A 21,776-nucleotide genomic window follows, 5' to 3' on the forward strand; every position below is an offset into this window, starting at 1 on the left:
TCGAAACGGGTGTGCAGGATCGCATAGCGTGCGTGCCCGGCTTGCGACCGACCGAAGCGCGGAACGACGCACTTCACCTGGTCTGCGCGTTGCTCAGCACAGATCGTCGATGACACCGCCTGGATGACAACGCTGGCGTGCGCAAGCCACCTGCCCGGCGAGTGATGGCGCAACGAACGCCACCACGGCCTGCACGAATGCAGACGACGCACAGCGCGATTTCAGCGCCGGACTGCAGCGCCGCGTTGTATCGCCAATGCGGCGTTAGTCGCGCGCTGCAGATTCACTGCCGCGCGCGTTTGGCTTACGGGAACGCGGGCGGGTTGGCCTGCCAGGCGGCGAAGACCTCGGCCAGGCTGGCGCGGTCGGCCTCGCGCCACTCCGGCAGCAGGCTGGCGTAGTTGGCGGTGCTGCCCCAACGGTCCGGCCAGGTGCGCACGGCGGCGGCGTACCACTCGACCGCTTCCTGCTTGCGTCCAGCGCGCCACAGCCCCAGTGCCAGCGTGGTGGGCAACCATGCCGGCGTGGCCGGGCGGCCGTTGGCCAGGTTGGCCCAGTGCTGCAGGGCCTTGTCGGCCTGGTCGGCGCGCAACAGGTCCCAGCCGTAGTTCCAGCTGATGGCGCGGTATTGCTGGCTGCCGTTGGACACCAGTGCCAGCGCGCCCTGGTAGAGCTCGTCGCCTAACTGTGTGCGGCCACCGGCATAGGCCAGCGCGGCAAGCTGTGCACGTGGCTCGGCGGCGCGTGCGTCACGCTGCACCATGCTGGCCAGCCGATCCACGACCGCATCGCCCTGCCCCTGCACGGCCACCACCGGTTTGGTCGTGGCACGGTCCTCGTCGAAATAGAACTCCTTGGGCTTGGGCAGGCTCTGCGCCTGCGCCATCGACCACACGCCCCCGAGCAGGGCCAACGCGGCGACCCATGCGTATTGCTTCTTCACTGGCTTTATCCCCTGACAGCAAACGACCCCTTCCCGTCCCCATCCTAACCGCAGCGCGGCGGCTGTGCATCCGCAGGCGGACGGGCGCGTGAAAGGCGACTGTTACAATTTGCACGCCGTTTTGGAATCCCCAGGTTCCAGCCACCCTTTCCGGGCACGCCATGACCAGTACCGCTGCACTTTCATCCCCCGCCTCTGCCAACACGCCGGAGATCGGCCGTGTGGATGCGGACTACACGCTGGAGCACAAATACACGCGTGCCGACGGCCGCATCTATTTGTCCGGTGTGCAGGCGCTGGTGCGGCTGCCGCTGATGCAACACCTGCGCGATGTGGCCGCCGGGCTGGATACCGCCGGGTTCGTCAGCGGCTACCGCGGCAGCCCGCTGGGCGGGCTGGACCTGGAACTGTGGCGGGCGCGTGCACATCTGGAGGCGGCCAAGGTCACCTTCACCCCGGGCCTCAACGAGGACCTGGCCGCCACCATGGTGTGGGGCACGCAGCAGACCAACCTGTTCCCGGGCGCCACCGTCCAGGGCGTGTATGGCATGTGGTACGGCAAGGGCCCGGGCGTGGACCGCAGCGGCGACGTGTTCAAGCACGCCAATGCCGCCGGCACCTCACCGTTTGGTGGCGTGCTGGCCCTGGCCGCCGACGACCATGCCTGCCGCAGCTCCACCTTGCCGCATGGGTCCGAAGACGAATTCGTCAGCGCGATGATGCCCATCCTCAACCCGGCCGGCGTGCAGGACATTCTGGACATGGGCCTGCTCGGTTGGGCGATGAGCCGCTATACCGGGCGCTGGGTGGGCTTCAAGACCATCGCCGAAACAGTGGAATCCTCTGCCTCGGTGGATGTGGACCCGTTCGCCCGCCAGATCGTGCTGCCGGACGACTTCGCACTGCCGCCGGGCGGGCTGAGCATCCGCTGGCCGGATCCGCCGGTGGATCAGGAGATGCGCCTGCACCGCTATGCGGTGGCCGCCGCGCAGGCATTCGCGCGCGCCAACGGCATCGACAAGCTGGTGCTGGATTCGCCGCAGGCGCGGCTGGGAATCGTCACCACCGGCAAGAGCTATCTGGACGTGTTGCAGGCACTGGAATATCTGGGCCTGGATGCGCAGGCCTGCGCGCAGATCGGCATCCGCGTCTACAAGGTGGGCATGACCTGGCCGCTGGAGCCGGTGGGGATCACCGCATTCGCGCGCGGGCTGGACGACATCGTGGTGGTGGAAGAAAAGAAAGCCTTCATCGAGCGCCAGATGAAGGAGCTGTTCTACAACTGGCCGGCCAGCGCCGGGGCGCGGCCGAGCATCGTGGGCAAGTACGACGAACACGGCGCGTGGATCCTGCCCTCCACCGGTGAGCTCACGCCGGCCACCATCGCCGCGGTGATCGGCAAGCGCATCCAGCGCTTCCCGCTGCCGTCGGCGGCCATTGCTGCATCGATCGAACAGCGCCTGCGCTGGATGGAGGCCAAGGAAGCGGAGATGGCGCTGCCGCGCGCGCTGTTCCCGCGCGTGCCGCACTACTGCTCCGGCTGCCCGCACAACACCTCCACGGTGGTGCCGGAGGGCTCGCGCGCGCTCGGCGGAATCGGTTGCCACTACATGGTGACCTGGATGAACCGCTCGACCGACACCTTCACCCACATGGGCGGCGAAGGCGTCACCTGGTCGGGGCAGGCGCCGTTCACCGCCACGCCGCACGTGTTCCAGAACCTGGGCGATGGCACCTATTTCCACAGTGGCTCGCTGGCGATTCGTCAGTCGGTGGCCACCGGCGTCAACATCACCTACAAGATCCTCTACAACGACGCGGTGGCAATGACCGGCGGGCAGCCGGTGGACGGCACGCTCACCGTGCCGGACATCGCGCATCAGCTGCGTGCCGAAGGCATCCACGAGATCGTGGTGGTCAGCGACGACATCGGCAAATGGACGCGCCGGCGCGAGCGTTTCCCCAGCGAGGTGGCGTTTCACGATCGCAGCGAACTGGATGCGGTGCAGCAGCGGCTGCGCACCATCAAGGGCGTGTCGATCCTGATCTTCGACCAGACCTGCGCCACCGAAAAACGCCGCCGTCGCAAGCGCGGCAAACTGATTGACCCGCCCAAGCGGGTGATGATCAATTCGCTGGTGTGCGAAGGCTGCGGCGATTGCGGCGAGAAGAGTTTCTGCGTGTCGGTGCTGCCGAAGGACACCGAATTCGGGCGCAAGCGCGAGATCGATCAGTCCAACTGCAACAAGGATTATTCCTGCGTGTCGGGCTTCTGCCCGAGCTTTGTCACCGTGCACGGCGGCGCGCCGCGCAAGGGCAAGAAGCGCGATGCCAGTGCGTTGCTCGACGCCCTGCCCGAACCGCCACAACGCACGACGCTGGAGCAGCCCTGGAACATCCTGATCACCGGCGTCGGCGGCACCGGCGTGGTGACCATCGGCGCGTTGCTGGGCATGGCCGGCCATCTCGAAGGCAAGGGCGCCACGGTGCTGGACCAGACCGGCCTGGCGCAAAAGGGTGGCGCGGTCACCACGCATATCCGCATCGCGCGCCAACCGGCCGACATCCACGCCGTGCGCATCGCCGCCGGCGAAGCAGACCTTGTTCTGGGCTGCGACATGGTGGTGGTCAACGATTACTGGGCCTTGTCCAAGGTGCGCGACGGCCGCACCCAGGTGGTGCTCAACACCTACGAAGCGATGCCGGGCAGTTTCACCACGCAGCCGGATCTGCAGTTCCCGGCAGCCGAGATCATTGCGGGGGTACGCACCGCCCTTGGCGGGCAGGAGCCCTTGCTGCTGGACGCCACCCAATTGGCCACCGCGCTGCTGGGCGATGCCATCGCCAGCAATCTGTTCGTGCTCGGCTATGCCTGGCAGCACGGCCTGGTGCCGTTGTCGCACGCGGCATTGATGCGGGCGATCGAGCTCAATGGCGCGGCGGTGGCGATGAATCAGCAGGCCTTCGCCTGGGGGCGTTTGGCGGCGGTCGATCTGCCGGCCGTACAACGCGCCGCAGGCCTGGCACCTGCGCTGGACACCGCTGCCCCCGCGCATGCCGCCACGCCGCCATCGCGCGGGCCGGGCAGCTGGGAAGACCACGACATGAGTGGCCAGAATGCGCCGCGCGCGCTGGCGCAGACCGATGCCGACACCCTGCACGCTGACGGCGATGCGCCGGTGCATCCATTGGATGACGAGCAGCTGGCGCAGTCCCTGGACGAGGCGATTGCGCGGCGCGTGCACTTCCTCACCGAGTACCAGGATGCCGCCTACGCCCAGCAGTACCGTGCGCTGGTGGAGCGCGTGCGCACGCACGAAGCGCAACGCGCACCGGGCAGCACCGCGCTAAGCGCTGCGGTGGCGCGCTACGCCTTCAAGCTGATGGCCTACAAGGACGAGTACGAAGTGGCGCGGCTGTATACGCGCGGCGATTTCCAGCGCCGTGTGCAGCAGCAGTTCGAAGGCGACTACCAGCTGCGCTTCCATCTGGCGCCGCCGTTGTTCGCCAAGAAGGATGCAAACGGGCAGCCCATCAAACGCGAATATGGGCCGTGGATGTTCAGTGCCTTCAAATTGCTGGCACGGTTGAAGTTTCTGCGCGGCGGCAAAGTGGACGTGTTCGGCTACACCGCAGAACGTCGCGGCGAGCGTCAGTTGATTGCCGATTATTTGGCAACGGTGGACACGCTGCTGCAGCGCCTGGACAACGACAACGTAGGCCTGGCCGCGCAGATCGCCAGCATCCCCGAACACATTCGCGGCTACGGGCACGTCAAGGACGCGCACCTGCGCGAGGCCAAGGCGCGCGAAGCCGCCCTGTTGGCGCAATGGCGCAACCCCAAGGCGCTGCATGTGGTGCAGGCGGCGTAAGCCACTAACGCGTTACGGATGAGGGATGCGTGGCGCCGATCGCGCGCCACAGGCAGTGGCGGTTTGGCTGCGCGTTCAGCGGGTTTGCGTGACCGATGCGAGGTCTTAGGTCTGACATCGCGTTGGATCACGTGCTGGCTTGCAGACCTGGCGCTTTCCACCTGCAGACGGTCGAAAGCGCAGGCAGTTATCGCGGGAAGCGTGGCCCGCGCATCAAGCGGATCGGGCCGCGTACCGTGCCCAGATCCACAGGCTGGCCACGCTGTGTGATGCGCACCGCACCCTCGCCCACTAATGTGGCCGCGGTGGCGCGCACCTGCGGCATCAGCGCGCGCCAGACAGCGGCATCCTCGCTGATGGCGCGTGCCACGTCCGACGGGCAGATCGAGTGCTGCGGCTCACGCCGTGCGAGCAGGTCGACGATCAGCGCCGCCATCTGCGCGTCGTCAGGTGCCTGCACCGCGTGCGGCCGCGGCGTCAGAGCGGGCGTAGCAGCCGCAGGCCGAACCAATCCTTGGCATCATTCCAGCCATGCGTCACCTTGAGGCCTGCCGCGGCGGCCAGTTCGGCGAAGCGGGCGTCGGTGTACTTGTAGCTGTATTCGACCTGCATCGCCTCGCCTTCGGTGAAGGTGAATTCCTGCCCGCCCACGTGCACACGTTGCGCGCGCTGGCTGACCAGGAAGGTTTCGATGCGGCCGCGTTCGCGCGCATACACCGCGCGATGGCGGAAGCCCTCCAGGTCGAAATCGCTACCGATCTCGCGGTTGAGCCGTGCCAGCAGATTCACCGTGAATTCGGCGGTGACCCCGGCGGCATCGTTGTACGCCGCCTCGATCAGCGCGGCATCCTTGTCCAGATCGATACCGATCAAGGCGCAGCCATCGGCACCCATGGTCTGGCGCATCGCATCCAGCAATTCAATCGCAGCGGTGTCGGTGAAATTGCCCAGCGTCGAGCCGGGGAAGAACACCACGTGCCGGCGTGCCGGGCGTTGCGCGGCCGGCAGCTGCAACGGCCGGGTGAAGTCGGTGCACACCGGCAACATCTGGATCTGCGGAAATTGCTCGGCCAGGCGCGCAGTGCTTTCCAGCAGCGCGGTCCGCGAGATTTCCAGTGGCGTATAGGCCACCACATCGCGCAGGCCTTGCAGCAGCAACTCGGTCTTGCGGCCACTGCCACTGCCGTACTCCACCACATGCACGCCCGCGCCGATCGCCTGCGCGATCGAGGTCATGCTGGCCTCGAGCAGGCTCAATTCGGTGGTGGTGAGGTAGTACTCGGGTTGGCGGGTGATCGCTTCGAACAACTGCGAGCCGCACGCATCGTAGAAATATTTCGACGGCAGCGTCTTGGGCGTCTGCGATAGGCCGGCCAAAGCATCGGCGGTGATGTCGTCCGGCTGCGGGCGCAGATCGGTCAGCGCGGCATGCGCGCGTTGGGTGGCGTGGGCGGCGGCGTTCACGGCAGATCCTTGGCTAGGCGCACGCCGGCAAATTGCCAACGCGCATCGGAGGGGAAAAAGTTGCGGTAGCTGGCGCGCACATGGCTGGCAGGCGTGGCACAACTGCCGCCGCGCAAGACCCATTGCGCGTTCATGAATTTGCCGTTGTATTCGCCCAGCGACCCGGGCCAGGGCGCGAAGCCCGGATACGGCAGATACGCGCTGCCGGTCCATTCCCACACATCGCCGAACAGCTGCTGCAGACCGGTGTCCACCGCGTCGGCGGCGCGCGGATGCAGGGCATCGCTGTCGACGAAATTGCCGTGCACGGCAATGCCGGTGGCGGCCTGTTCCCATTCGGCCTCGGTGGGCAGGCGTGCACCGGCCCAGCGCGCGAACGCGTCGGCTTCGAACAGGCTCAGATGGCACACCGGCGCATGCGCATCGCGCACGCGCCAGCCTTCGAGGGTGAACTCGCGCCCGTCCGCATCCCAGTACAGCGGACGCTGCCAGCCCTGCGCCTGCACCATTGCCCAGCCATCGCTGAGCCAGGCGCCGGCGCTGCGGTAGCCACCGTCATCGATGAACTGCTGGTATTCGGCATTACTGACCACGCGGTGCGCCAGTGCATGCGCACCGACCAGCGCGCGGTGGCGCGGCGATTCGTTGTCGTAGGCGAAGGCCGCGGCCTGTGGCCACGACGCTGCGCCAATCTCCACGATCTGCTCGTCGCGCGCATGCCAGCGCAAGGCGCTAGACGCCGCCGCCGACACCGGCTGGGCATCGCGGTAAGCCGGCTGCAGCGGATTGCTCCACAGCGCGTGTTTGATGTCGGTCAACAGCAGTTCCTGGTGCTGCTGCTCGTGCTGGATGCCCAGCTGCACGATGGTGCAGGTGGCCTCGTCCAGCAGGCCATCGCGCAGGCGGCGCTGCATCTGCGCATCGACGGCCGCACGGTAGTCACGCACCTGTTGCAGCGATGGCCGCGACAACACACCCCGGCGCGCGCGCGCATGCATCGGGCCTACGCTTTGGTAGTAGCTGTTGAACAGGAAATCCCACGCCGGGTCGAACACCACGTACTGCGGGTCGGTCTGCAACACGAAGCGTTCGAAGAACCAGGTGGTGTGTGCCAGGTGCCATTTGCTGGGGCTGGCATCGGGCATGCTCTGCACCATCGCGTCTTCCGCGCTCAAGGGTGCGGCAAGACGATCGCTGAGCGCACGGGTCTGCGCGTAGCGTTCCAACAGCGTCAGCTGCTGTTGCTGGTGATCGACCAGCAGGGGTGATTGTGCAGACATCGCCATATGCTTGGGGAGCGACCGTGAACGCGCCGTGTGGGCGGCATGTCGCTGCGCGTTAAGCTGTGCGCATGAGCGCCGCACCGTTGTCCCGTTCGCTACCCACACCCCTGGATTGGTCGCAGCGGGAGCAGGCATTCGTGCTGCCCCCGGCCGTGACGTATCTGGATGCCGCCGCACGCGGGCCCATGCTGCGGGCCGTGCAAACGGTGGCGCACCAGGCCATCGATGCGCTAGCCACGCCATGGCAGTTGTCGTTCGCTGCATGGGTGGAGCAGATCGAGCAACTGCGTGCGTTGGCCGCGGGCCTGTTCGATGGCGATACCGATGCGGTGGCGCTGGTGCCCTCGGCCGCACACGGGCTGGCCACGGCCGCGCGCAACCTGCAGCTGCAACGCGGCGAGGCCGTGTTGGTGCTGGAAGGACAGTTCCCCTCCAACCTGCTGATCTGGCAGCGCCGCTGCGCCGAGGTGGGCGCGCAGATCGTCGCGGTGCCGATGGCAGCGGGGGAGCCCTTGACCGAGGCGGTGCTGCGGGCGATCACCGAGACGGCGGCGCTGCGCGTGGTGAGCCTGCCGCACGCCTATTGGCTGGATGGCCGGCAACTGGACCTGGACCGCATCAGTGACGCCGTGCACGCGCGCGGTGCGGCGCTGGTGCTGGATCTGAGCCAGAGCCTGGGCGTGTTGCCAACCGATCTGCCGCGCTGGCGGCCTGATTTTGTGGTCAGCGTGGGCCATAAATGGCTGCTGGGCCCGATGGGCCTGGCGTGGCTCTGGGTGGCGCCGCGCTGGCGCACACGTGGTGTGCCGATCGAAGAACACTGGAGTGGCCGCGATGCCGGCAGCAGTTGGGAATTCCCCATCGCCGCAGCGCCCGACTACCGGGCTGGTGCGCGCCGCTACGACGCCGGTGGCGTGGCTGACCCGCTGCGTCTGGCCATGGCGACCGCCGCCTTGCAGCAGATCACCGCCTGGCAACCGGCACGCATTGCGCACGCGTTGGGCGCGCTCACCGCGCAGTGGGACGCCGCGCTGCAAGCGCAGGGGCTCGCCAGCTGGTGCACGCCAGGCCATGCGCCGCATCTGACCGCGCTGCAACCGCCGGCTGCGCAGCTGGAGTCGGTGGCCACCACGCTGCGTGCGCTGGGCGCGGTGTGCACGCAGCGACACGGACGGTTGCGCATTGCCCCGCACCTGAGCGTGACCGGGCAGGCGCTTGCAGAGCTGGTGGCTGCGCTGCCGCGTGGGTGAATGGTGGGTTGCCGACGTGCAGCGCGGTGGCCCAGGCGCCTGTAGGAGCGCGCTTGCGCGCGATGAGGCGTTATCGGTAACGCCTCATCGCGCGCAAGCGCGCTCCTACGTGGTTCATGCGGTAGTTCGGATTTGCTGAGTAGCGCACGCGGTGAGCGTTTTTTGCGGGTGCTTCTGTCTGTCATCAACCGCTGAGCTTTGATCGTGCCGGCATCCTGCCTTTGTAGGAGCGCGCCTGACCGCGATCAGGCTTGCCCTGCAAACCGCTCCTGGGCGACTCATGCCCGGATGCGCGTAGGAGAACGCTGTCGCGCGAGGGCATTGCCGGCACAGCCGCGTCGCGCGCAAGCGCGCTCCTACGGGTCATGAAGTGGCTGGGGTTCTGCATGGCGCGAAGCGTGCATGGATTGCGTCGCTTTTGCGGCCTTCAACATTTGGACGTGCTGACACCCGCTCTTGTAGGAGCGCGCTTGCGCGCGATGCGGCGTTACCGATCAAGCTCCGTCGCGCGCAAGCGCCCCTACCTTGCAGCTGCTCAACCGCGCTGACTCAGGCGTAGCCCGCGTGGGGTGGCCCAGCGCTCCAGGCCTTCGAACAGCGCCTGCACCAGCAAGGCCAGCACGGCGGCGGGAATGGCGCCTTCCAGGATCAGGCCGATATCGTCCAGGCGGATGCCGGTGAGGATCGGCTGGCCGTAGCCGCCTGCGCCGATCAATGCGCCCAGGGTGGCGGTGCCCACATTGATCACCGCCGCGGTCTGGATGCCGGCCACGATCGTGCGGCGCGCGAGCGGCAGTTCGATGCGCCACAAGCGCGTCCATGCCGGCAGCCCGATGGCTTCGGCGGTCTGGCGCAACTCGCGCGGAATCGAAGTCAGCCCGGCATGCGTGTTACGCACGATCGGCAGCAAGCTGTAGAGAAACAACGCCGCAATCGCCGGTTTGGCGCCGATGCCGAACAACGGGATCATGAACACGAACACCGCCAGCGACGGCAAGGTCTGCAGCACGCCGGTCAGCGACAGCACCACCTGACCAAGCCGCGGCCGGCGCGCGGCCAGCACGCCGAGCGGCAATGCGATCACCAAGGCCAGCCCCAGCGAGATGCCCACCAGGGCCAGGTGCTCCCAGGTGTGCTGCAGCAAGCGCGCAACGCGGCCATCGGTGGCCGATGCCGGCGCCACGCCAAGCCATTGCGCGGCCACGGCGGCTTCGCTCTTGCGCTCCAGCTTCACCTGCGCGTTGAGCCGCTGCATGGTGGCTTCGTCGATGCGCCCCTGCAGCCCTTGCAGCGTGGCCACCATCTTCGGCGCACGCTGGGCCAGATCCTTGCGATACAGGAACACTGCCTGGTACTCGGAGAAGTAATGGCGGTCGTCCTGCAACACCTGCAGCTGGTAGTACGGAATTTCCGCATCGGTGCTGTACAGATCGGTGACCTCGATGGCCCCGCTCTGCAGCGCGCGGTACGCCAGGTCGTGATCCAACCCGGTGGCGCGCTGCGGCAATGCATAGGCGCCGCGCACGCCGGGCCAGCCATCGGCACGCTGCATGAATTCATTGCTCAGGCCGATCTTCAGGTCCGGATGCCGAGCCAGATCGGACAGGCTGCGGATGCCCAATGCCTGCGCACGCTCCCGGCGCATGCCGAACGCATAGGTATTTTCGAAGCCCAGCGAGTCGGTCATTGCCAGGCCGCGTGCATCCAGTGCGGCGCGCAGTTCGGCGTGGCTGGCCTTGGGCAGCTGCAGCAATTCCTGCGCCAGCGTGCCGGTGTAATCGGCGTACGCATCGATCTGCCCGGTCTCCAGCGCGCGCCAGAGAATGCGCGTGCCACCGAGCTGGGCGCGGTGCTGCACCTGCACGCCATCGCGCTGGCCGGCGGCGGTGGCGATCTCGCCCAGGATCACCGCTTCGGTGAAGTTCTTCGAGCCGATGGTGACCTGCGCGGCTTGCGCCACACCGCTGCAGATCAACAATGCAAAAGCCATCAACGGCGCGCGCATCATGCGGCATCACCGATGCTGCGCTGCGCGGTGAGAAAGCGCTGCACGAACGCATCGGCCGGCTGTTCCAGCAGCGTGCGCGCACTGCCCTGCTGCACCACTTGGCCGGCGCGCATCAGCACCAGCGTGTCGGCCAGATACGCGGCTTCGGCCACGTCGTGGGTGACCAGCACCACGGTCTTGCCGAGCTGCGCGAACAGCTCGCGCATCTGCGCCTGCAGGTCGTAGCGCACGATCGGATCCAGTGCACCCAGTGGTTCGTCCAGCAGCAGCGCCGGCGGGTCCAGCATCAGGGCGCGGATCAGGCCCACGCGCTGGCGCTGACCCCCGGACAGCTCGGCCGGGTAGCGCGCCAGCAGCGCGGGCGGCAGCTGGCACAGCGCGCACAAGGTCTCCAGGCGTTGCGCGATACGTTGCGGCGTCCAACCCAGCGTCTGCGCCAGCAGCACCACATTGCTGCGTGCATCCAGGTGCGGGAACAGGCCGCCCTCCTGGATCACGTAACCAATGCGCTGCCGCTGCGCCTGCAGCGCATCACGCCGCAATGGCGCGCCATCGAAGGTGACGCTGCCACTGTCCGGCCATTCCAGGCCCACCAACATGCGCAGCACGGTGGACTTGCCGGCGCCGCTGGGGCCGATCAACGCAGTGGTGACCCCGCTGGCGAACGACAGGCTGACCTGGTCGAGGGCAATGGCCTGGCCGTAGCGACGGCTGACCTGGTCGAGAGTGAACATGCGGCCGAGCTTGCCGGGCGCCGCGTCAGACGGGCGCGAAGGCGCACGTGCGTGCAGGTTTCACCGCGGCGGTGCCAGCAGTTCGCGCGCGCTCAGATAGCCATCGCCATTGGCATCCTGGCGTGCGAAACGCTCCACCAGCGTGGCGCGGTGTGCGGCGCGGGTGATCGGCTTGCCGCGCCGGCCCGGCAGCTCCTCGCCTTGCAGCACCCCGTCGTGATCCAGGTCGCGCTGATCGAAGGCGTAGCTCATCCAGGCCAGATATTCATCGCGGCTGACCCGACCATCGCCATCGGTGTCCATGCGTTGCAGATACTGCTGGCTGTCCTGCACCTGGGCCTGCGCGGCCACCGCCGCTGCGCACAGTGCCCCGCAGGCCAGCACACGAGGCAGCGCGTGCAGCAGCGCACGCACGCAAACGCCCGCGCGCGCAACGCTCGTGTTACGTGCCACTCAGCGCATAACCCTTGAGCCGTGCCGCATACGCCTGCAAGGCCGCGTTGCCGCTGGCTTCGGCTTCATGGCACCACTGCTGCAGCTGCTTGAGCCGCTCGGACGCATCGTGGCTGCGCGCTTCCAGCACGGCGGTGAGGCGCGCGCGGTATTCCACCAGCGTGCGCATGCGCGGACGTTGCGCCACCCAGTGTTGCAATTGTTCGCGCGCATCGGGCTTGAGCCAGCGGCCATCATCCACCAGGCCCTTGCGCAGGCGGCGCGGCAGCAACTGGCGCAGCTTGGCACCGGTGGCGGCGGCCTCTTCGCGCAGGGCCGGCTTGAGCACGTTGCGCTGGTAGTCGGTCATGGCCTGGAAGCGGTGCGACAACAACGCCTTGAGCGTATCGGCATCGGGCACGGCGATATTCGGGCGGATGTCCAGCGACGGCGCCACCCGCAGCACCTTGGCCAGGCTCAGCGCCTGCAGGCAGCGGATCGCGATCCAGCCGATGTCCAGCTCCCAGCGCCGCATCGAAAACCGCGCCGAACTCGGGAACGCATGGTGATTGTTGTGCAGTTCTTCGCCACCGATCCACAGCGCCCACGGGGTCAGGTTGGTGGAGGTGTCGGCGGACTCGAAATTGCGATAGCCCCACCAATGCCCCAGGCCATTGACCACGCCGGCGGCCCAGAACGGAATCCACGCCATCTGGATCGCCCACAGTGCGATACCGGGCAGCCCGAACAGCACGCTGTTCACCACCAACAGCGCGATCGGGCCGGCGTTGGCGTGCGGCGTGTACAGATGCCGCTCGATCCAGTCATTGGGCGCGCCCTTGCCGTACTGCTCGATGTCGGCCCGCTGCGCGCGTGCTTCGCGGTACAGCTCCACGCCGCGCCAGAACACCTGGCCGATGCCCTTGGTCTGCGGGCTGTGCGGGTCTTCCTCGGTTTCCACCTTGGCGTGATGCTTGCGATGGATCGCCACCCACTCGCGGGTGATCATCGAGGTGGTGAGCCAGGTCCAGAAACGGAAGAAATGCGCGATGACCGGGTGGAAATCCACACCGCGGTGCGCCTGGCTGCGATGCAGGTACAAGGTCACCGCGAAGATGGTGAGTTGGGTGAACACCAGCAGCACGGCCAGCATCCCCCACACGCCCAGGCCGGCGATGCCGGAGGTCAGAACGTCGATGATCGAATCGGACAACATCGGCATCTCCAGGCAGTGCGCCATCGTGTCGGTGGATACAGACATGATGGGGGCGATGGCGGCAAACTTCACCCTTCGGATGCGTAGGGTGCCTCCTACATTCCTAAAGCGGTTCACACGTCTCGTTTCCTTACCGTTACCCGATCCCACCTGCATGTCTGTTGCCGTCGACTCCTCCGCCACACCCGATGCCCCGCCACTGATCGAGCTCGACCAGGCCAGCGTGATCCGCGGCCAGGTGCGCGTGCTGCACGCCTTGCGCCTGCGCATCGCGCTGGGCCAGCACACCGCCATCCTGGGCCCGAACGGCTGCGGCAAATCCTCCTTCATCAAATTAATCACGCGCGAGTTGTATCCGCTGGCGCGTGGCGATGGCCAGCCCGCGGTGAAGGTGCTGGGGCAGACACGCTGGCAGGTGGACCGCCTGCGCGCGCATCTGGGCATCGTCAGCGGCGATCTCAGCGGCAATCTGGCGCAGATGCCCGAGCTGGATGTGGAAAGCGCCGTGCTCTCCGGGTTTTTCGCCAGCTACGTGGTGCCGCCGCACCGCGAGATCAGCGACGACATGCGCGCCCGTGCACGCGAAGCACTGGCGCTGGTGCGTGCATTGCCGTTGCTGGAGCGCCCGTACGCGGAGCTGTCGGCCGGCGAGACACGGCGCGTGCTGATCGCGCGTGCGCTGGTCAATCGGCCGCAGGCGCTGTTGCTGGACGAACCCTCCACCGGCCTGGATCTGGTGGCGCGGCAGCACCTGCTCGACAGCATGCGTCACCTCGCCCAGCAAGGCATCACGCTGGTGCTGGTGACCCATCACGTCGAGGAAATCGTGCCGGAGATCGACCGGGTGATCCTGCTGCGCGCCGGCAGTGTCCTGGCCGATGGCAGCCGCGCGGACATGCTCACCGACGAGCGTTTGTCTGCAGCGTTCGATGGCCCGGTGCGGGTGCAGCGCGAGGGCGAGCGCTACTGGGCGACAGTGGGCGCTGACTAAGCGCAGCGATCAAAACGACTGCGCAGCCGCCAGGCGGGCGTTACGTTTTGTTAGCCGCTCTAAGGTGTGCGGTGCAGTGCGATGCGCGGGCTGAGCTGGCGGCCGTGCCATGCGCGTTGGCGGCGGCAATGTGCACGCGGCGGGTCGTGCAGGTCTGCGCGAAAGCGGCGCCCCCCCCTGCCCAACCGGTGCGCCGCGCCATGACGTTGGGCAGGGGACAGCGGGCCGGCCGCTGCGCTTAGACTCGGCGCACCGCAGACAGGAGTCGTCCCGATGGCACAGTGGTATTTCCATATTCCCGGACAGGCCGACCGGATCGGCCCGCTTGATGACGCCAGCGCCCGCGCGTATGCGCAGCGCCAGCCCGACGCGCTGGCCTGGCGCGACGGCCTCGACGGCTGGACACCCGCCCGCCAGCTGGCCGAATTGCAGGGCGCCGGCAGCCTGCCGCCGCCGTTGAGCGGCACAGGCGCCGCACGCGCGGACGAGATCGATTACCGCATCGTCGGCAACGACATGCAGTTCGTCGAGGTCGAACTGGACCCGGGCGAGAGCGCGATCGCCGAAGCCGGTGCGCTGATGTACAAGGACGCCGCGGTGCAGATGGACACCGTGTTCGGCGATGGCTCGCACGATGGCCAGGGCGGCAGCAGCGGCGGGCTGATGGGCAAGTTGCTCTCGGCCGGCAAGCGCGTGGTGACCGGCGAAAGCATGTTCACCACCGTGTTCACGCACGCCGGCAGCGGCAAGGCCAAGGTGGCGTTCGCCGCGCCCTACCCCGGCACCGTGCTGGCGTTGCGGCTGTCCGAACACGGCGGCCGCCTGATCTGCCAGAAAGACAGCTTCCTGGCGGGTGCGCGCGGCGTATCGCTGGGTATCGCCTTCCAGCGCAAGATCCTCACCGGCCTGTTCGGCGGCGAGGGATTCATCATGCAGAAACTCGAAGGCGACGGCTGGGTGTTCGTGCATGCCGGCGGCACCGTGGTGGAACGCGACCTGGCGCCCGGTGAACGCATCGACGTGGACACCGGCTGTGTGGTGGCCTACCACGCCAGCGTGGACATGGACGTGCGCCGCATCGCCGGCCTGAAGAGCATGTTCTTCGGCGGCGAAGGCGTGTTCCTGGCCACCCTCACCGGCCCGGGCAAGGTGTGGATGCAATCGCTGCCGTTCTCGCGCATGGCCGGCCGCATGCTGCAGGCCGCCCCGCAGGCCGGTGGCCAACAACGCGGCGAAGGGTCGGTGCTGGGTGGACTGGGGCGCTTGCTGGATGGCGACAACCGGTTCTGATCGCAGCAGGCAGGGTGACCGCGGCTGGTGCGACGCGTTGCCATAAACGCACCAGCCGCGGTTGACTGAAGCGCTTTGCTGCGGCGCTGATGCGGCACCGTCTACGCACCATTGGCATGCGCGCTCCGGAACGCCTGCACCGCACGCGCAGGCAGACACGTGACGCCGGGGTTGGGGTGAAGGCACGCGGCGACACAGTGATTGCTCCCGAAGGCGCATCGCCACGCAGGTGGCAGCGCGCGCCGTGCTACATCCCTGACACAGCCCGGCTGCCGAGGGACCAATGGGACGCGCGGCGTTGGGGGGTGCGCGTGTATTCTCCCTCGCCTTTCCAACTACGTTTCCGTCGCCATGACTGCGCTCCGTCGCCCACACTCCCTTGCCTTGCTGTCGCTGATCGGCCTGCTTTCGGCCTGTGGGGGCGAACCGCGTCCCGCCACGCCCGCGCCGGTGGTGCAGGCGCCGTCTGCCACTGCGCCCAAGCCGGTGAAGATCGGCGTCGCGCTCGGCGGCGGCGCGGCCAAGGGCTTTGCGCATATCGGCGTGATCAAGATGCTGGAAGCCAACGGGTTTGCACCGGTGGTGGTGTCGGGCACCAGCGCCGGTAGCGTGGTGGGCGCGCTGTACGCCAGCGGCATGGACGCGTTCCAGATGCAGGAAAAGGCCGTGGCGCTGGACCAGACCAGCATCCGCGACGTGCGCTTGTTCTCCGGTGGCCTGGTGCAGGGCCAGAAGCTGCAGGACTACGTCAACGAACAGCTCGGCGGCAAGCCGATCGACAAACTGCGCAAGCCGTTCGCCGCGGTCGCCACGCGGCTGGAAGACGGTGAGCGCACGGTGTTCGTGCGCGGCAATGCCGGCCAGGCGGTGCGCGCGTCCAGCAGCATTCCCGGCGTGTTCGAGCCGGTGACCATTGGCCAGTACCACTACGTGGACGGCGGTGTGGTCAGCCCGGTGCCGGTGGATGCGGCGCGCCAGCTCGGCGCCGAGTTCGTGGTGGCGGTGGATATTTCCAGCAAGGCCAGCGGCAAGAATCCCGGCGATTTGCTGGGCACGGTCAACCAGTCGATCTCGATCATGGGCCAGCGCCTGGGCGAGGCCGAACTCAAGCGCGCCGACGTGGTGATCCGCCCCAAGGTCAACGACATCGGCTCGGCTGATTTCAACCAGCGCGGCGCCGCGATCCTGGAAGGCGAACGCGCGGCAATGGCGGTGATGCCGCAGATCCGCGCCAAGATCGCGCAGTTGCAGGCGCAGCGCAGCAGCGCCACCCGCAGTGCGGCCGAACAGGCCAAGGCGGCAAAGCAGGAGGCGTACAAGCGCTGCCTGGAAGAACGCTCGCGCTGGCAGAAGTTGCGCGGCAAGGATGAGGAATGCATGGCGCCCTGATGCGCGCGTTGGTGCGAATGTAGATGCGCGTGGGTCGTACGTCACAGGCCGATCAGCGGGAGGGCGTGCCGGGTGGATGTGCGCCGTTTGGCGAGAGGCGATCGACGTCTGTCGTGATAGGACGTGCGTGTGTGGAGATGCGCGTTGAAGAACCGCGCGTGTGGCGGGACGTGGTCGCAGCCAAGGCCGCTCCTACGACGGCACGGCGTTTCCGGGTGTGGTGATGGTGTGTCGGGACGGCTTCGCGGCCTAGGCCGCTCCTACGACAGCCGGCGCGTTCTTAGAGCGGCTAACAAAACGTAGCGAGCAGTCGTCAGGTGGGTGCGGACGGCGCGGAGGAACCGGAATGTACGTGGGTACATGCCGATTCCGAGCACCGGCCGCGCCCGCCTGGCGGCTGCGCAGTCGTTTTGATAGCTGCTCTTAGGGCAATGCGCGCCGTTGGCACACCTGCAATAGCCGCAAGGCCGCTCCTGTAGGAGCGGCCTTGGCCGCGATGCGTTACCGATGACCCCGCAACATCAACCGCAACACCTCAATACCGCCAACGCAGCGACACGCTCACAAACCGCGGCTCGCCGTAGTTCTGGTAATCCAGGTTGGCCCAGTAGGTCTTGTCGAAGGCGTTGCGCACGGCCAGCGTGGCGGTCCATTGCTCGCTGATGCGGTAGTTGGCGTTGAAATGCACCAGCGCATACGGGTTCTGCACCACGGTCACCGGGGTGGTGGCGCCACTGCCATCGCCGGTGGGGCGCGCGATGTTGAAGCCGCGGACCGCGCTCTGCCAGCTCACCCCGCCGCCGATGCTCAGCCGGTCCCATGCGCCGGGCAGGCGCGCCTGGGTGGACAGCTGCAAATAGTCCTCCGGCAGGTTGGCGTAGATCGCATCCGTAGGCGCGCGGGTGACCTTGACGTGGGTGTAGCCGGCATTGATGGTCCAGCCGGGCAGCACCTCGCCGTTGATATCCATTTCCCAGCCACGGCTCTTGGTGCCGTCGATGCCGATGTAGGCCGAATTGCCGTCCGGTAGCGAGGATTCCGGCTGGGTCATGTCGCGCACCGCGTAGTTGTCCTGCTTGGCTTCGAACACCGCAGCGGTGGCCATCGCGCGGCCATCCAGCAGCTGCGCCTTGATGCCGGCTTCCAGGTTGGAGCCTTCCACCGGCGCGAGCAGGTTGTTGTCCTTGTCGCGGAAATTCTGCGGGTTGAAGATTTCCGTGTAGCTGGCGTAGAGCGAGACATCCGGCACGATGTCGTACACCAGGCCGACGTACGGGGTGACTTCATCGCTCACCTCATAACGGCCGCTGGTGCCGGTGTAGGCGCCGCTGGTATTGAAGGCCTGGGTGCGGGTTTCCCACGAACTCAGGCGTGCGCCGGCGATCAACGACAGCGGATCGGCCAGGCGGAAGCGCGTGGAGGCATATACGCCGCGCTGGGTGGTGCGCCCCTCGCTCCGCCGGCCGTTGCGTGCGTAGGTCACTTCGGAGGCATTGCCGTCCCAGTTGCGGATGTTGGGAATGAAATAGCAGCGCTCCGGCGGACCAAAGGCATTGGGGCAGGTGGCCCAGTCGTCCGGATAGGTCTGCGCCAACCCGTACGAGGTGGATTGCAGATCCTGCCAGCTGCCGCCCACCACCACATCGTGCTGCCGCCCGAACAGCGAGAAACCGCCGGACAGATACACATCCACGCTGTCGCGGGTGTCTTCGGTTTCGCCCACGCCGGTGCGCAGGAACAGGCCGCTACCGTCGGCGGCCGGATACCCGGTGCCGTACACACGCAGGCTCTGCACGTTGCCCTTGGTGTGCGCGGCGTTGACGCGCAGCAACCAGTCCTCGCCGATGCGTTGTTCCAGGTTGGCGAATGCAGTGCTGGTTTCGCGCTGCCAGCGCGTCCACTCCGGTGCCAGATTGGTCGAGCGGGATAGATTGGCCAGCGCGCCATCGGCGGCAAAGAACGGCACCGTGCCCCAGGTCGAACCGACCGGGGTGTTGTCCTGGCGCTGATAGCCGACGGTGAGGGTGGTGCTCTCGGTCAGGTCGCCTTCCAGCACCGCCATGCCGGACATTTTGGTGTCGTGGTAGCGGTCGTAGTAGTAATCGCGGTCCTGCCAGGCCGCCACCACCCGGCTGCGCCAGCGCCCGTCTTCGCTCAGCGGTGCGTTGACGTCGGCCTGCATGCGGCGGAAATCCCAGGTGCCCGCGCTCACCGCGAACGAGGCATCAAACTCCTTGCCCGGCCGCTTGCGCAGCAGGTTGACCGTGGCCGAGGGAATGCCGGCGCCGGTGAGCAGGCCATTGGCGCCGCGGATCACCTCAATGCGGTCGTAGAAGACGGTGTCGTATTCCTGGTTGGTCGCACCGCTATAGGTGGGCAGGCCGTCGACCTGGAAGTCGGTGATCTGGAAGCCGCGCGCGAAATACAGCGGGCGCTGGGTGTCGTAGAAGGACACGTTGACGCCAGTGACGTTGCGCATCACATCGTCGATGCTGAAGAGCGATTCGTCTTCCAGCCGCTGCAGGCCGATCACGCTCACCGACTGCGGGGTTTCCTGCAGGGTCAGCGGCAGGCGCGTGGTGGTGGCCGGCTGCGCGCGGCTCACGGTGCCGTTGACGCTTACCGCGTCCAGCGTTTTGGCGTCGGCGTCGGCGTCGGCGTTGGCGTTGGCCAGGTCGGCGGCACGCGCGGCGGCGGGCGTCATCGTCAATGCGCACAGCAGCGCAGCGGACAGCGTGGCCAGAGGAAGGGTCTTGGCAGGCATCGGGGGTCTCATCGATCGGGCAGACGCGGCGCGTCAGTGACAGGAAGCGGCGGGCACGCGTCGGCATCCACCCGGACGACAAGCTGGCTGGCCCGATGGGCTGGCGGTTCGACGGGGGACACGGCTGGACGCTGCCAGTGTTATGCAAATGTAAATCGTTATCGTTTGTTGAGCAAGCGCACGGAACCGGGTGCGGCGCTGTGCCGCGCTCGCTGGCGCGAGTGCGCCCCTGGCAGCCCTGGCGGTCTAAGCCCCCACTTGCCTACGCCAGATGCGAGAGCGGCAAGCCCTCCGGCGCCTTCACCGTGCGCAGCACGAAGCTGGAATTCACATCCGACACGCCGGTGGCGTTGAGCAGGCGGTCCAGCAAAAACCGCGAGAAATGCTCCAGGTCGCGCACCTGCACCTGCAGCAGGTAATCCATGTCGCCGGTGAGCGCCCAGCAGGCCACCACCTCGTCCCAGCCGCGCACCCCAGCGGCGAAGTGCTCGATGTCCGGCTGGCCATGCTGTTCCAGCTGCACCCGCACGAAGGCCTGCAGGCCCAGGCCCAGCGCGCGCGCATCCAGGCGCGCGCCATAGCCGGCGATGATGCCGGCCGCTTCCAGCCGTTGGGTACGCCGCAGGCAGGCCGAGGCCGAGAGATTGACCTGCGCGGCGAGCTCGGCGTTGCTGCTGCGCCCCTGCGTCTGCAGCAGCGCGAGCAGGCGCAAATCGGTGCGGTCCAGGGCGATTGGTTGATCCATATGTTGCGCAGCAGCAAGCGATGACGCACGAATCTTGCGTCTAACGGCCGCCGGTGCGCAACATTCGCAATCCCGTTGCGTGGCCATTTGGCTAAGGTGAAGCCATCCGTTTTGGGAACCACACCGCATGAACACTGCGCCGCGCCGCGTCGAGAACCAGCTCACCGACAAGGGCTATGTGCCGGTCTACACCACCGCGGTGGTGGAGCAGCCGTGGGATGGTTACAGCGCCGACGACCACGCCACCTGGGGCACGCTGTACCGGCGGCAGCGCGCGCTGCTGGTCGGGCGGGCCTGCGATGAGTTCCTGCAGGCGCAGGACGCGATGGGCATGGACGACACCCAGATTCCGCGCTTCGACGCGCTCAACGCGGTGCTGCAGGCGACCACCGGCTGGACGCTGGTCGGCGTGGAAGGGCTGCTGCCGGAGCTGGATTTCTTCGACCACCTGGCCAACCGGCGCTTCCCGGTGACCTGGTGGATCCGCCGCCCGGACCAGATCGACTACATCGCCGAACCGGACCTGTTCCATGACCTGTTCGGGCACGTGCCGCTGCTGATGAATCCGCTGTTTGCCGACTTCATGCAGGCCTACGGGCGCGGTGGCGTCAAGGCGCACGGAATTGGCCCGGACGCGTTGCAAAATCTCACCCGGCTGTACTGGTACACGGTGGAATTCGGCCTGATTGCCACCCCGCAGGGGCTGCGCATCTACGGCGCGGGCATCGTCTCGTCCAAGGGCGAATCGCTGCATTCGCTGGAATCGGCGGCGCCGAACCGGGTGGGCTTCGGTCTGCAGCGGGTGATGCGCACGCGCTATCGCATCGACAGTTTCCAGAAGACCTACTTCGTCATCGACAGCTTTGCGCAGTTGATGGACGCCACCGCCCCGGACTTCACCCCGATCTATGCCGATCTTGCGCAACAGCCGCAGGTGCCGGCCGGCGAGGTGCTGGCAACCGACCACGTCCTGCAACGCGGCAGCGGCGAAGGTTGGAGCCGCGACGGCGACGTGTGAGGGGTTGGCTGGCGCCGGTGTGTTCGGCCTGGCGTGGTGGCGCTTGCGCTGATTCGCAGCCGGTGATGATGGCGCGCTAGCGCCTGCACTCTTGCGCAGGAAGCGCCTACCTGAGGCGAGCTAGACGCACTGCATGCGTCGCCGGTGCACCGCATTGCTGCAAGCGCTGCCAGCTGCGAGAAGTGCTTCGGTGTCGATAGGAGTCGGCACGTGCACCAATGTTGCTGCTTTCCCGTGTACCACGTGCCCACTCCATCGCCACTGCACGGTTCGACCGGTGGCGGATCGCCGGGCAGCCAAAGCGTCAGTCAGCGGGTCGAGACACCGCAAGCGCGCTCGACCTCGGCGCACCGACTCGACAGCACCGCCGGCCCGCA

General features: G+C 67.2%; 16 protein-coding genes and 1 other RNA gene. 6 read left to right on the forward strand and 11 right to left on the reverse strand.

The genetic code is table 11. The features are described 5' to 3' along the window. Positions 1-304 precede the first annotated feature (304 nt). A complete protein-coding gene (locus ACCQ01_RS21470) occupies positions 305-943 on the reverse strand; it encodes a hypothetical protein (protein WP_103701207.1) in 639 nt (212 codons plus the stop codon). A 161-nt stretch (positions 944-1,104) separates the two neighbouring features. Here ACCQ01_RS21470 and ACCQ01_RS21475 point away from each other — a divergent pair, with 161 nt between their 5' ends. After that, positions 1,105-4,815, forward strand: coding sequence for an indolepyruvate ferredoxin oxidoreductase family protein (locus ACCQ01_RS21475; protein WP_228432798.1), 3,711 nt, complete (start codon positions 1,105-1,107; stop codon positions 4,813-4,815). A 187-nt stretch (positions 4,816-5,002) separates the two neighbouring features. Here the strand turns inward: ACCQ01_RS21475 and ACCQ01_RS21480 are convergent, their stop codons facing one another. From ACCQ01_RS21480 to egtB, 3 genes are read right to left on the reverse strand one after another with little or no spacing between them, the layout of a single operon-like run. After that, complete coding sequence (locus ACCQ01_RS21480; RefSeq protein ID WP_115541319.1) at positions 5,003-5,275, reverse strand: DUF3253 domain-containing protein; 273 nt, start codon at positions 5,273-5,275, stop codon at positions 5,003-5,005. A gap of 17 nt (positions 5,276-5,292) precedes the next feature. Then, positions 5,293-6,279, reverse strand: coding sequence for an L-histidine N(alpha)-methyltransferase (egtD, locus tag ACCQ01_RS21485; RefSeq protein ID WP_228432799.1), 987 nt, complete (start codon positions 6,277-6,279; stop codon positions 5,293-5,295). Beyond that, positions 6,276-7,565, reverse strand: coding sequence for an ergothioneine biosynthesis protein EgtB (egtB, locus tag ACCQ01_RS21490; protein ID WP_228432800.1), 1,290 nt, complete (start codon positions 7,563-7,565; stop codon positions 6,276-6,278). The genes egtD and egtB overlap by 4 nt, the downstream gene beginning before the upstream one ends. Before the next feature lie 65 nt (positions 7,566-7,630). Between egtB and ACCQ01_RS21495 the strand changes: the two genes are divergently transcribed. Further along, positions 7,631-8,812 carry an aminotransferase class V-fold PLP-dependent enzyme gene (locus ACCQ01_RS21495; protein WP_228432801.1) on the forward strand — a complete coding sequence of 394 codons (1,182 nt, stop codon included), beginning with the start codon at positions 7,631-7,633 and terminating at the stop codon, positions 8,810-8,812. A gap of 535 nt (positions 8,813-9,347) precedes the next feature. Here ACCQ01_RS21495 and ACCQ01_RS21500 read toward each other — a convergent pair. From ACCQ01_RS21500 to ACCQ01_RS21515, 4 genes are read right to left on the reverse strand one after another with little or no spacing between them, the layout of a single operon-like run. Then, positions 9,348-10,820, reverse strand: a complete 1,473-nt coding sequence (locus ACCQ01_RS21500) for an ABC transporter permease/substrate-binding protein (protein WP_228432802.1) — start codon at positions 10,818-10,820, stop codon at positions 9,348-9,350. Next, the gene (locus tag ACCQ01_RS21505; RefSeq protein ID WP_011035421.1) at positions 10,817-11,554 is read right to left on the reverse strand and encodes an ATP-binding cassette domain-containing protein; all 738 of its coding nucleotides are present in this window, start codon (positions 11,552-11,554) and stop codon (positions 10,817-10,819) included. Before ACCQ01_RS21505 ends, ACCQ01_RS21500 begins: the two co-directional genes overlap by 4 nt. Before the next feature lie 60 nt (positions 11,555-11,614). Next, complete coding sequence (locus ACCQ01_RS21510) at positions 11,615-11,968, reverse strand: EF-hand domain-containing protein (protein WP_115541323.1); 354 nt, start codon at positions 11,966-11,968, stop codon at positions 11,615-11,617. Positions 11,969-11,996: 28 nt separating this feature from the next. Beyond that, complete coding sequence (locus ACCQ01_RS21515; protein ID WP_115577617.1) at positions 11,997-13,202, reverse strand: DesA family fatty acid desaturase; 1,206 nt, start codon at positions 13,200-13,202, stop codon at positions 11,997-11,999. A gap of 154 nt (positions 13,203-13,356) precedes the next feature. Between ACCQ01_RS21515 and ACCQ01_RS21520 the strand changes: the two genes are divergently transcribed. The 3 genes from ACCQ01_RS21520 (at position 13,357) to ACCQ01_RS21530 (ending at position 16,872) form a co-directional block, all read left to right on the forward strand. Then, positions 13,357-14,193: an ABC transporter ATP-binding protein gene (locus tag ACCQ01_RS21520; protein ID WP_228432803.1), complete on the forward strand. Its 837-nt coding sequence runs from the start codon at positions 13,357-13,359 to the stop codon at positions 14,191-14,193. Between the two features lie 273 nt (positions 14,194-14,466). Next, positions 14,467-15,483 (forward strand): TIGR00266 family protein, encoded by a 1,017-nt coding sequence (locus tag ACCQ01_RS21525; RefSeq protein ID WP_228432804.1) that lies wholly within the window; start codon positions 14,467-14,469, stop codon positions 15,481-15,483. A gap of 351 nt (positions 15,484-15,834) precedes the next feature. Next, positions 15,835-16,872, forward strand: coding sequence for a patatin-like phospholipase family protein (locus ACCQ01_RS21530; RefSeq protein WP_228432805.1), 1,038 nt, complete (start codon positions 15,835-15,837; stop codon positions 16,870-16,872). 287 nt (positions 16,873-17,159) lie between these two features. Here ACCQ01_RS21530 and ACCQ01_RS21535 read toward each other — a convergent pair. The 3 genes from ACCQ01_RS21535 to ACCQ01_RS21545 all read right to left on the reverse strand — a co-directional run bounded on the left by ACCQ01_RS21535 (position 17,160) and on the right by ACCQ01_RS21545 (position 20,381). After that, positions 17,160-17,234: non-coding RNA, sX9 sRNA (locus ACCQ01_RS21535), on the reverse strand. A gap of 173 nt (positions 17,235-17,407) precedes the next feature. After that, positions 17,408-19,636 carry a TonB-dependent siderophore receptor gene (locus ACCQ01_RS21540; RefSeq protein WP_228432806.1) on the reverse strand — a complete coding sequence of 743 codons (2,229 nt, stop codon included), beginning with the start codon at positions 19,634-19,636 and terminating at the stop codon, positions 17,408-17,410. A gap of 262 nt (positions 19,637-19,898) precedes the next feature. Further along, positions 19,899-20,381 (reverse strand): Lrp/AsnC family transcriptional regulator, encoded by a 483-nt coding sequence (locus tag ACCQ01_RS21545; RefSeq protein WP_011035414.1) that lies wholly within the window; start codon positions 20,379-20,381, stop codon positions 19,899-19,901. Between the two features lie 127 nt (positions 20,382-20,508). On the opposite strand from ACCQ01_RS21545, the gene phhA reads away from it, so the two are divergent. After that, complete coding sequence (phhA, locus tag ACCQ01_RS21550; RefSeq protein ID WP_228432807.1) at positions 20,509-21,399, forward strand: phenylalanine 4-monooxygenase; 891 nt, start codon at positions 20,509-20,511, stop codon at positions 21,397-21,399. Positions 21,400-21,776: the final 377 nt, after the last annotated feature.

This window comes from Xanthomonas sp. NCPPB 4037 (assembly GCF_041475695.2).
GTDB classification, from domain to species: domain Bacteria; phylum Pseudomonadota; class Gammaproteobacteria; order Xanthomonadales; family Xanthomonadaceae; genus Xanthomonas; species Xanthomonas campestris.

What these genes read in the sequence shown, in the direction of transcription:
- ACCQ01_RS21475 (WP_228432798.1), top strand. Translation starts at nt 1,105, where the DNA reads ATGACCAGTACCGCTGCACTTTCATCCCCCGCCTCTGCCAACACGCCG.
- egtB (WP_228432800.1), bottom strand. Translation starts at nt 7,565, where the DNA reads ATGGCGATGTCTGCACAATCACCCCTGCTGGTCGATCACCAGCAACAG.
- ACCQ01_RS21495 (WP_228432801.1), top strand. Translation starts at nt 7,631, where the DNA reads ATGAGCGCCGCACCGTTGTCCCGTTCGCTACCCACACCCCTGGATTGG.
- ACCQ01_RS21500 (WP_228432802.1), bottom strand. Translation starts at nt 10,820, where the DNA reads ATGATGCGCGCGCCGTTGATGGCTTTTGCATTGTTGATCTGCAGCGGT.
- ACCQ01_RS21505 (WP_011035421.1), bottom strand. Translation starts at nt 11,554, where the DNA reads ATGTTCACTCTCGACCAGGTCAGCCGTCGCTACGGCCAGGCCATTGCC.
- ACCQ01_RS21515 (WP_115577617.1), bottom strand. Translation starts at nt 13,202, where the DNA reads ATGTTGTCCGATTCGATCATCGACGTTCTGACCTCCGGCATCGCCGGC.
- ACCQ01_RS21520 (WP_228432803.1), top strand. Translation starts at nt 13,357, where the DNA reads ATGTCTGTTGCCGTCGACTCCTCCGCCACACCCGATGCCCCGCCACTG.
- ACCQ01_RS21525 (WP_228432804.1), top strand. Translation starts at nt 14,467, where the DNA reads ATGGCACAGTGGTATTTCCATATTCCCGGACAGGCCGACCGGATCGGC.
- ACCQ01_RS21530 (WP_228432805.1), top strand. Translation starts at nt 15,835, where the DNA reads ATGACTGCGCTCCGTCGCCCACACTCCCTTGCCTTGCTGTCGCTGATC.
- ACCQ01_RS21540 (WP_228432806.1), bottom strand. Translation starts at nt 19,636, where the DNA reads ATGCCTGCCAAGACCCTTCCTCTGGCCACGCTGTCCGCTGCGCTGCTG.
- ACCQ01_RS21545 (WP_011035414.1), bottom strand. Translation starts at nt 20,381, where the DNA reads ATGGATCAACCAATCGCCCTGGACCGCACCGATTTGCGCCTGCTCGCG.
- phhA (WP_228432807.1), top strand. Translation starts at nt 20,509, where the DNA reads ATGAACACTGCGCCGCGCCGCGTCGAGAACCAGCTCACCGACAAGGGC.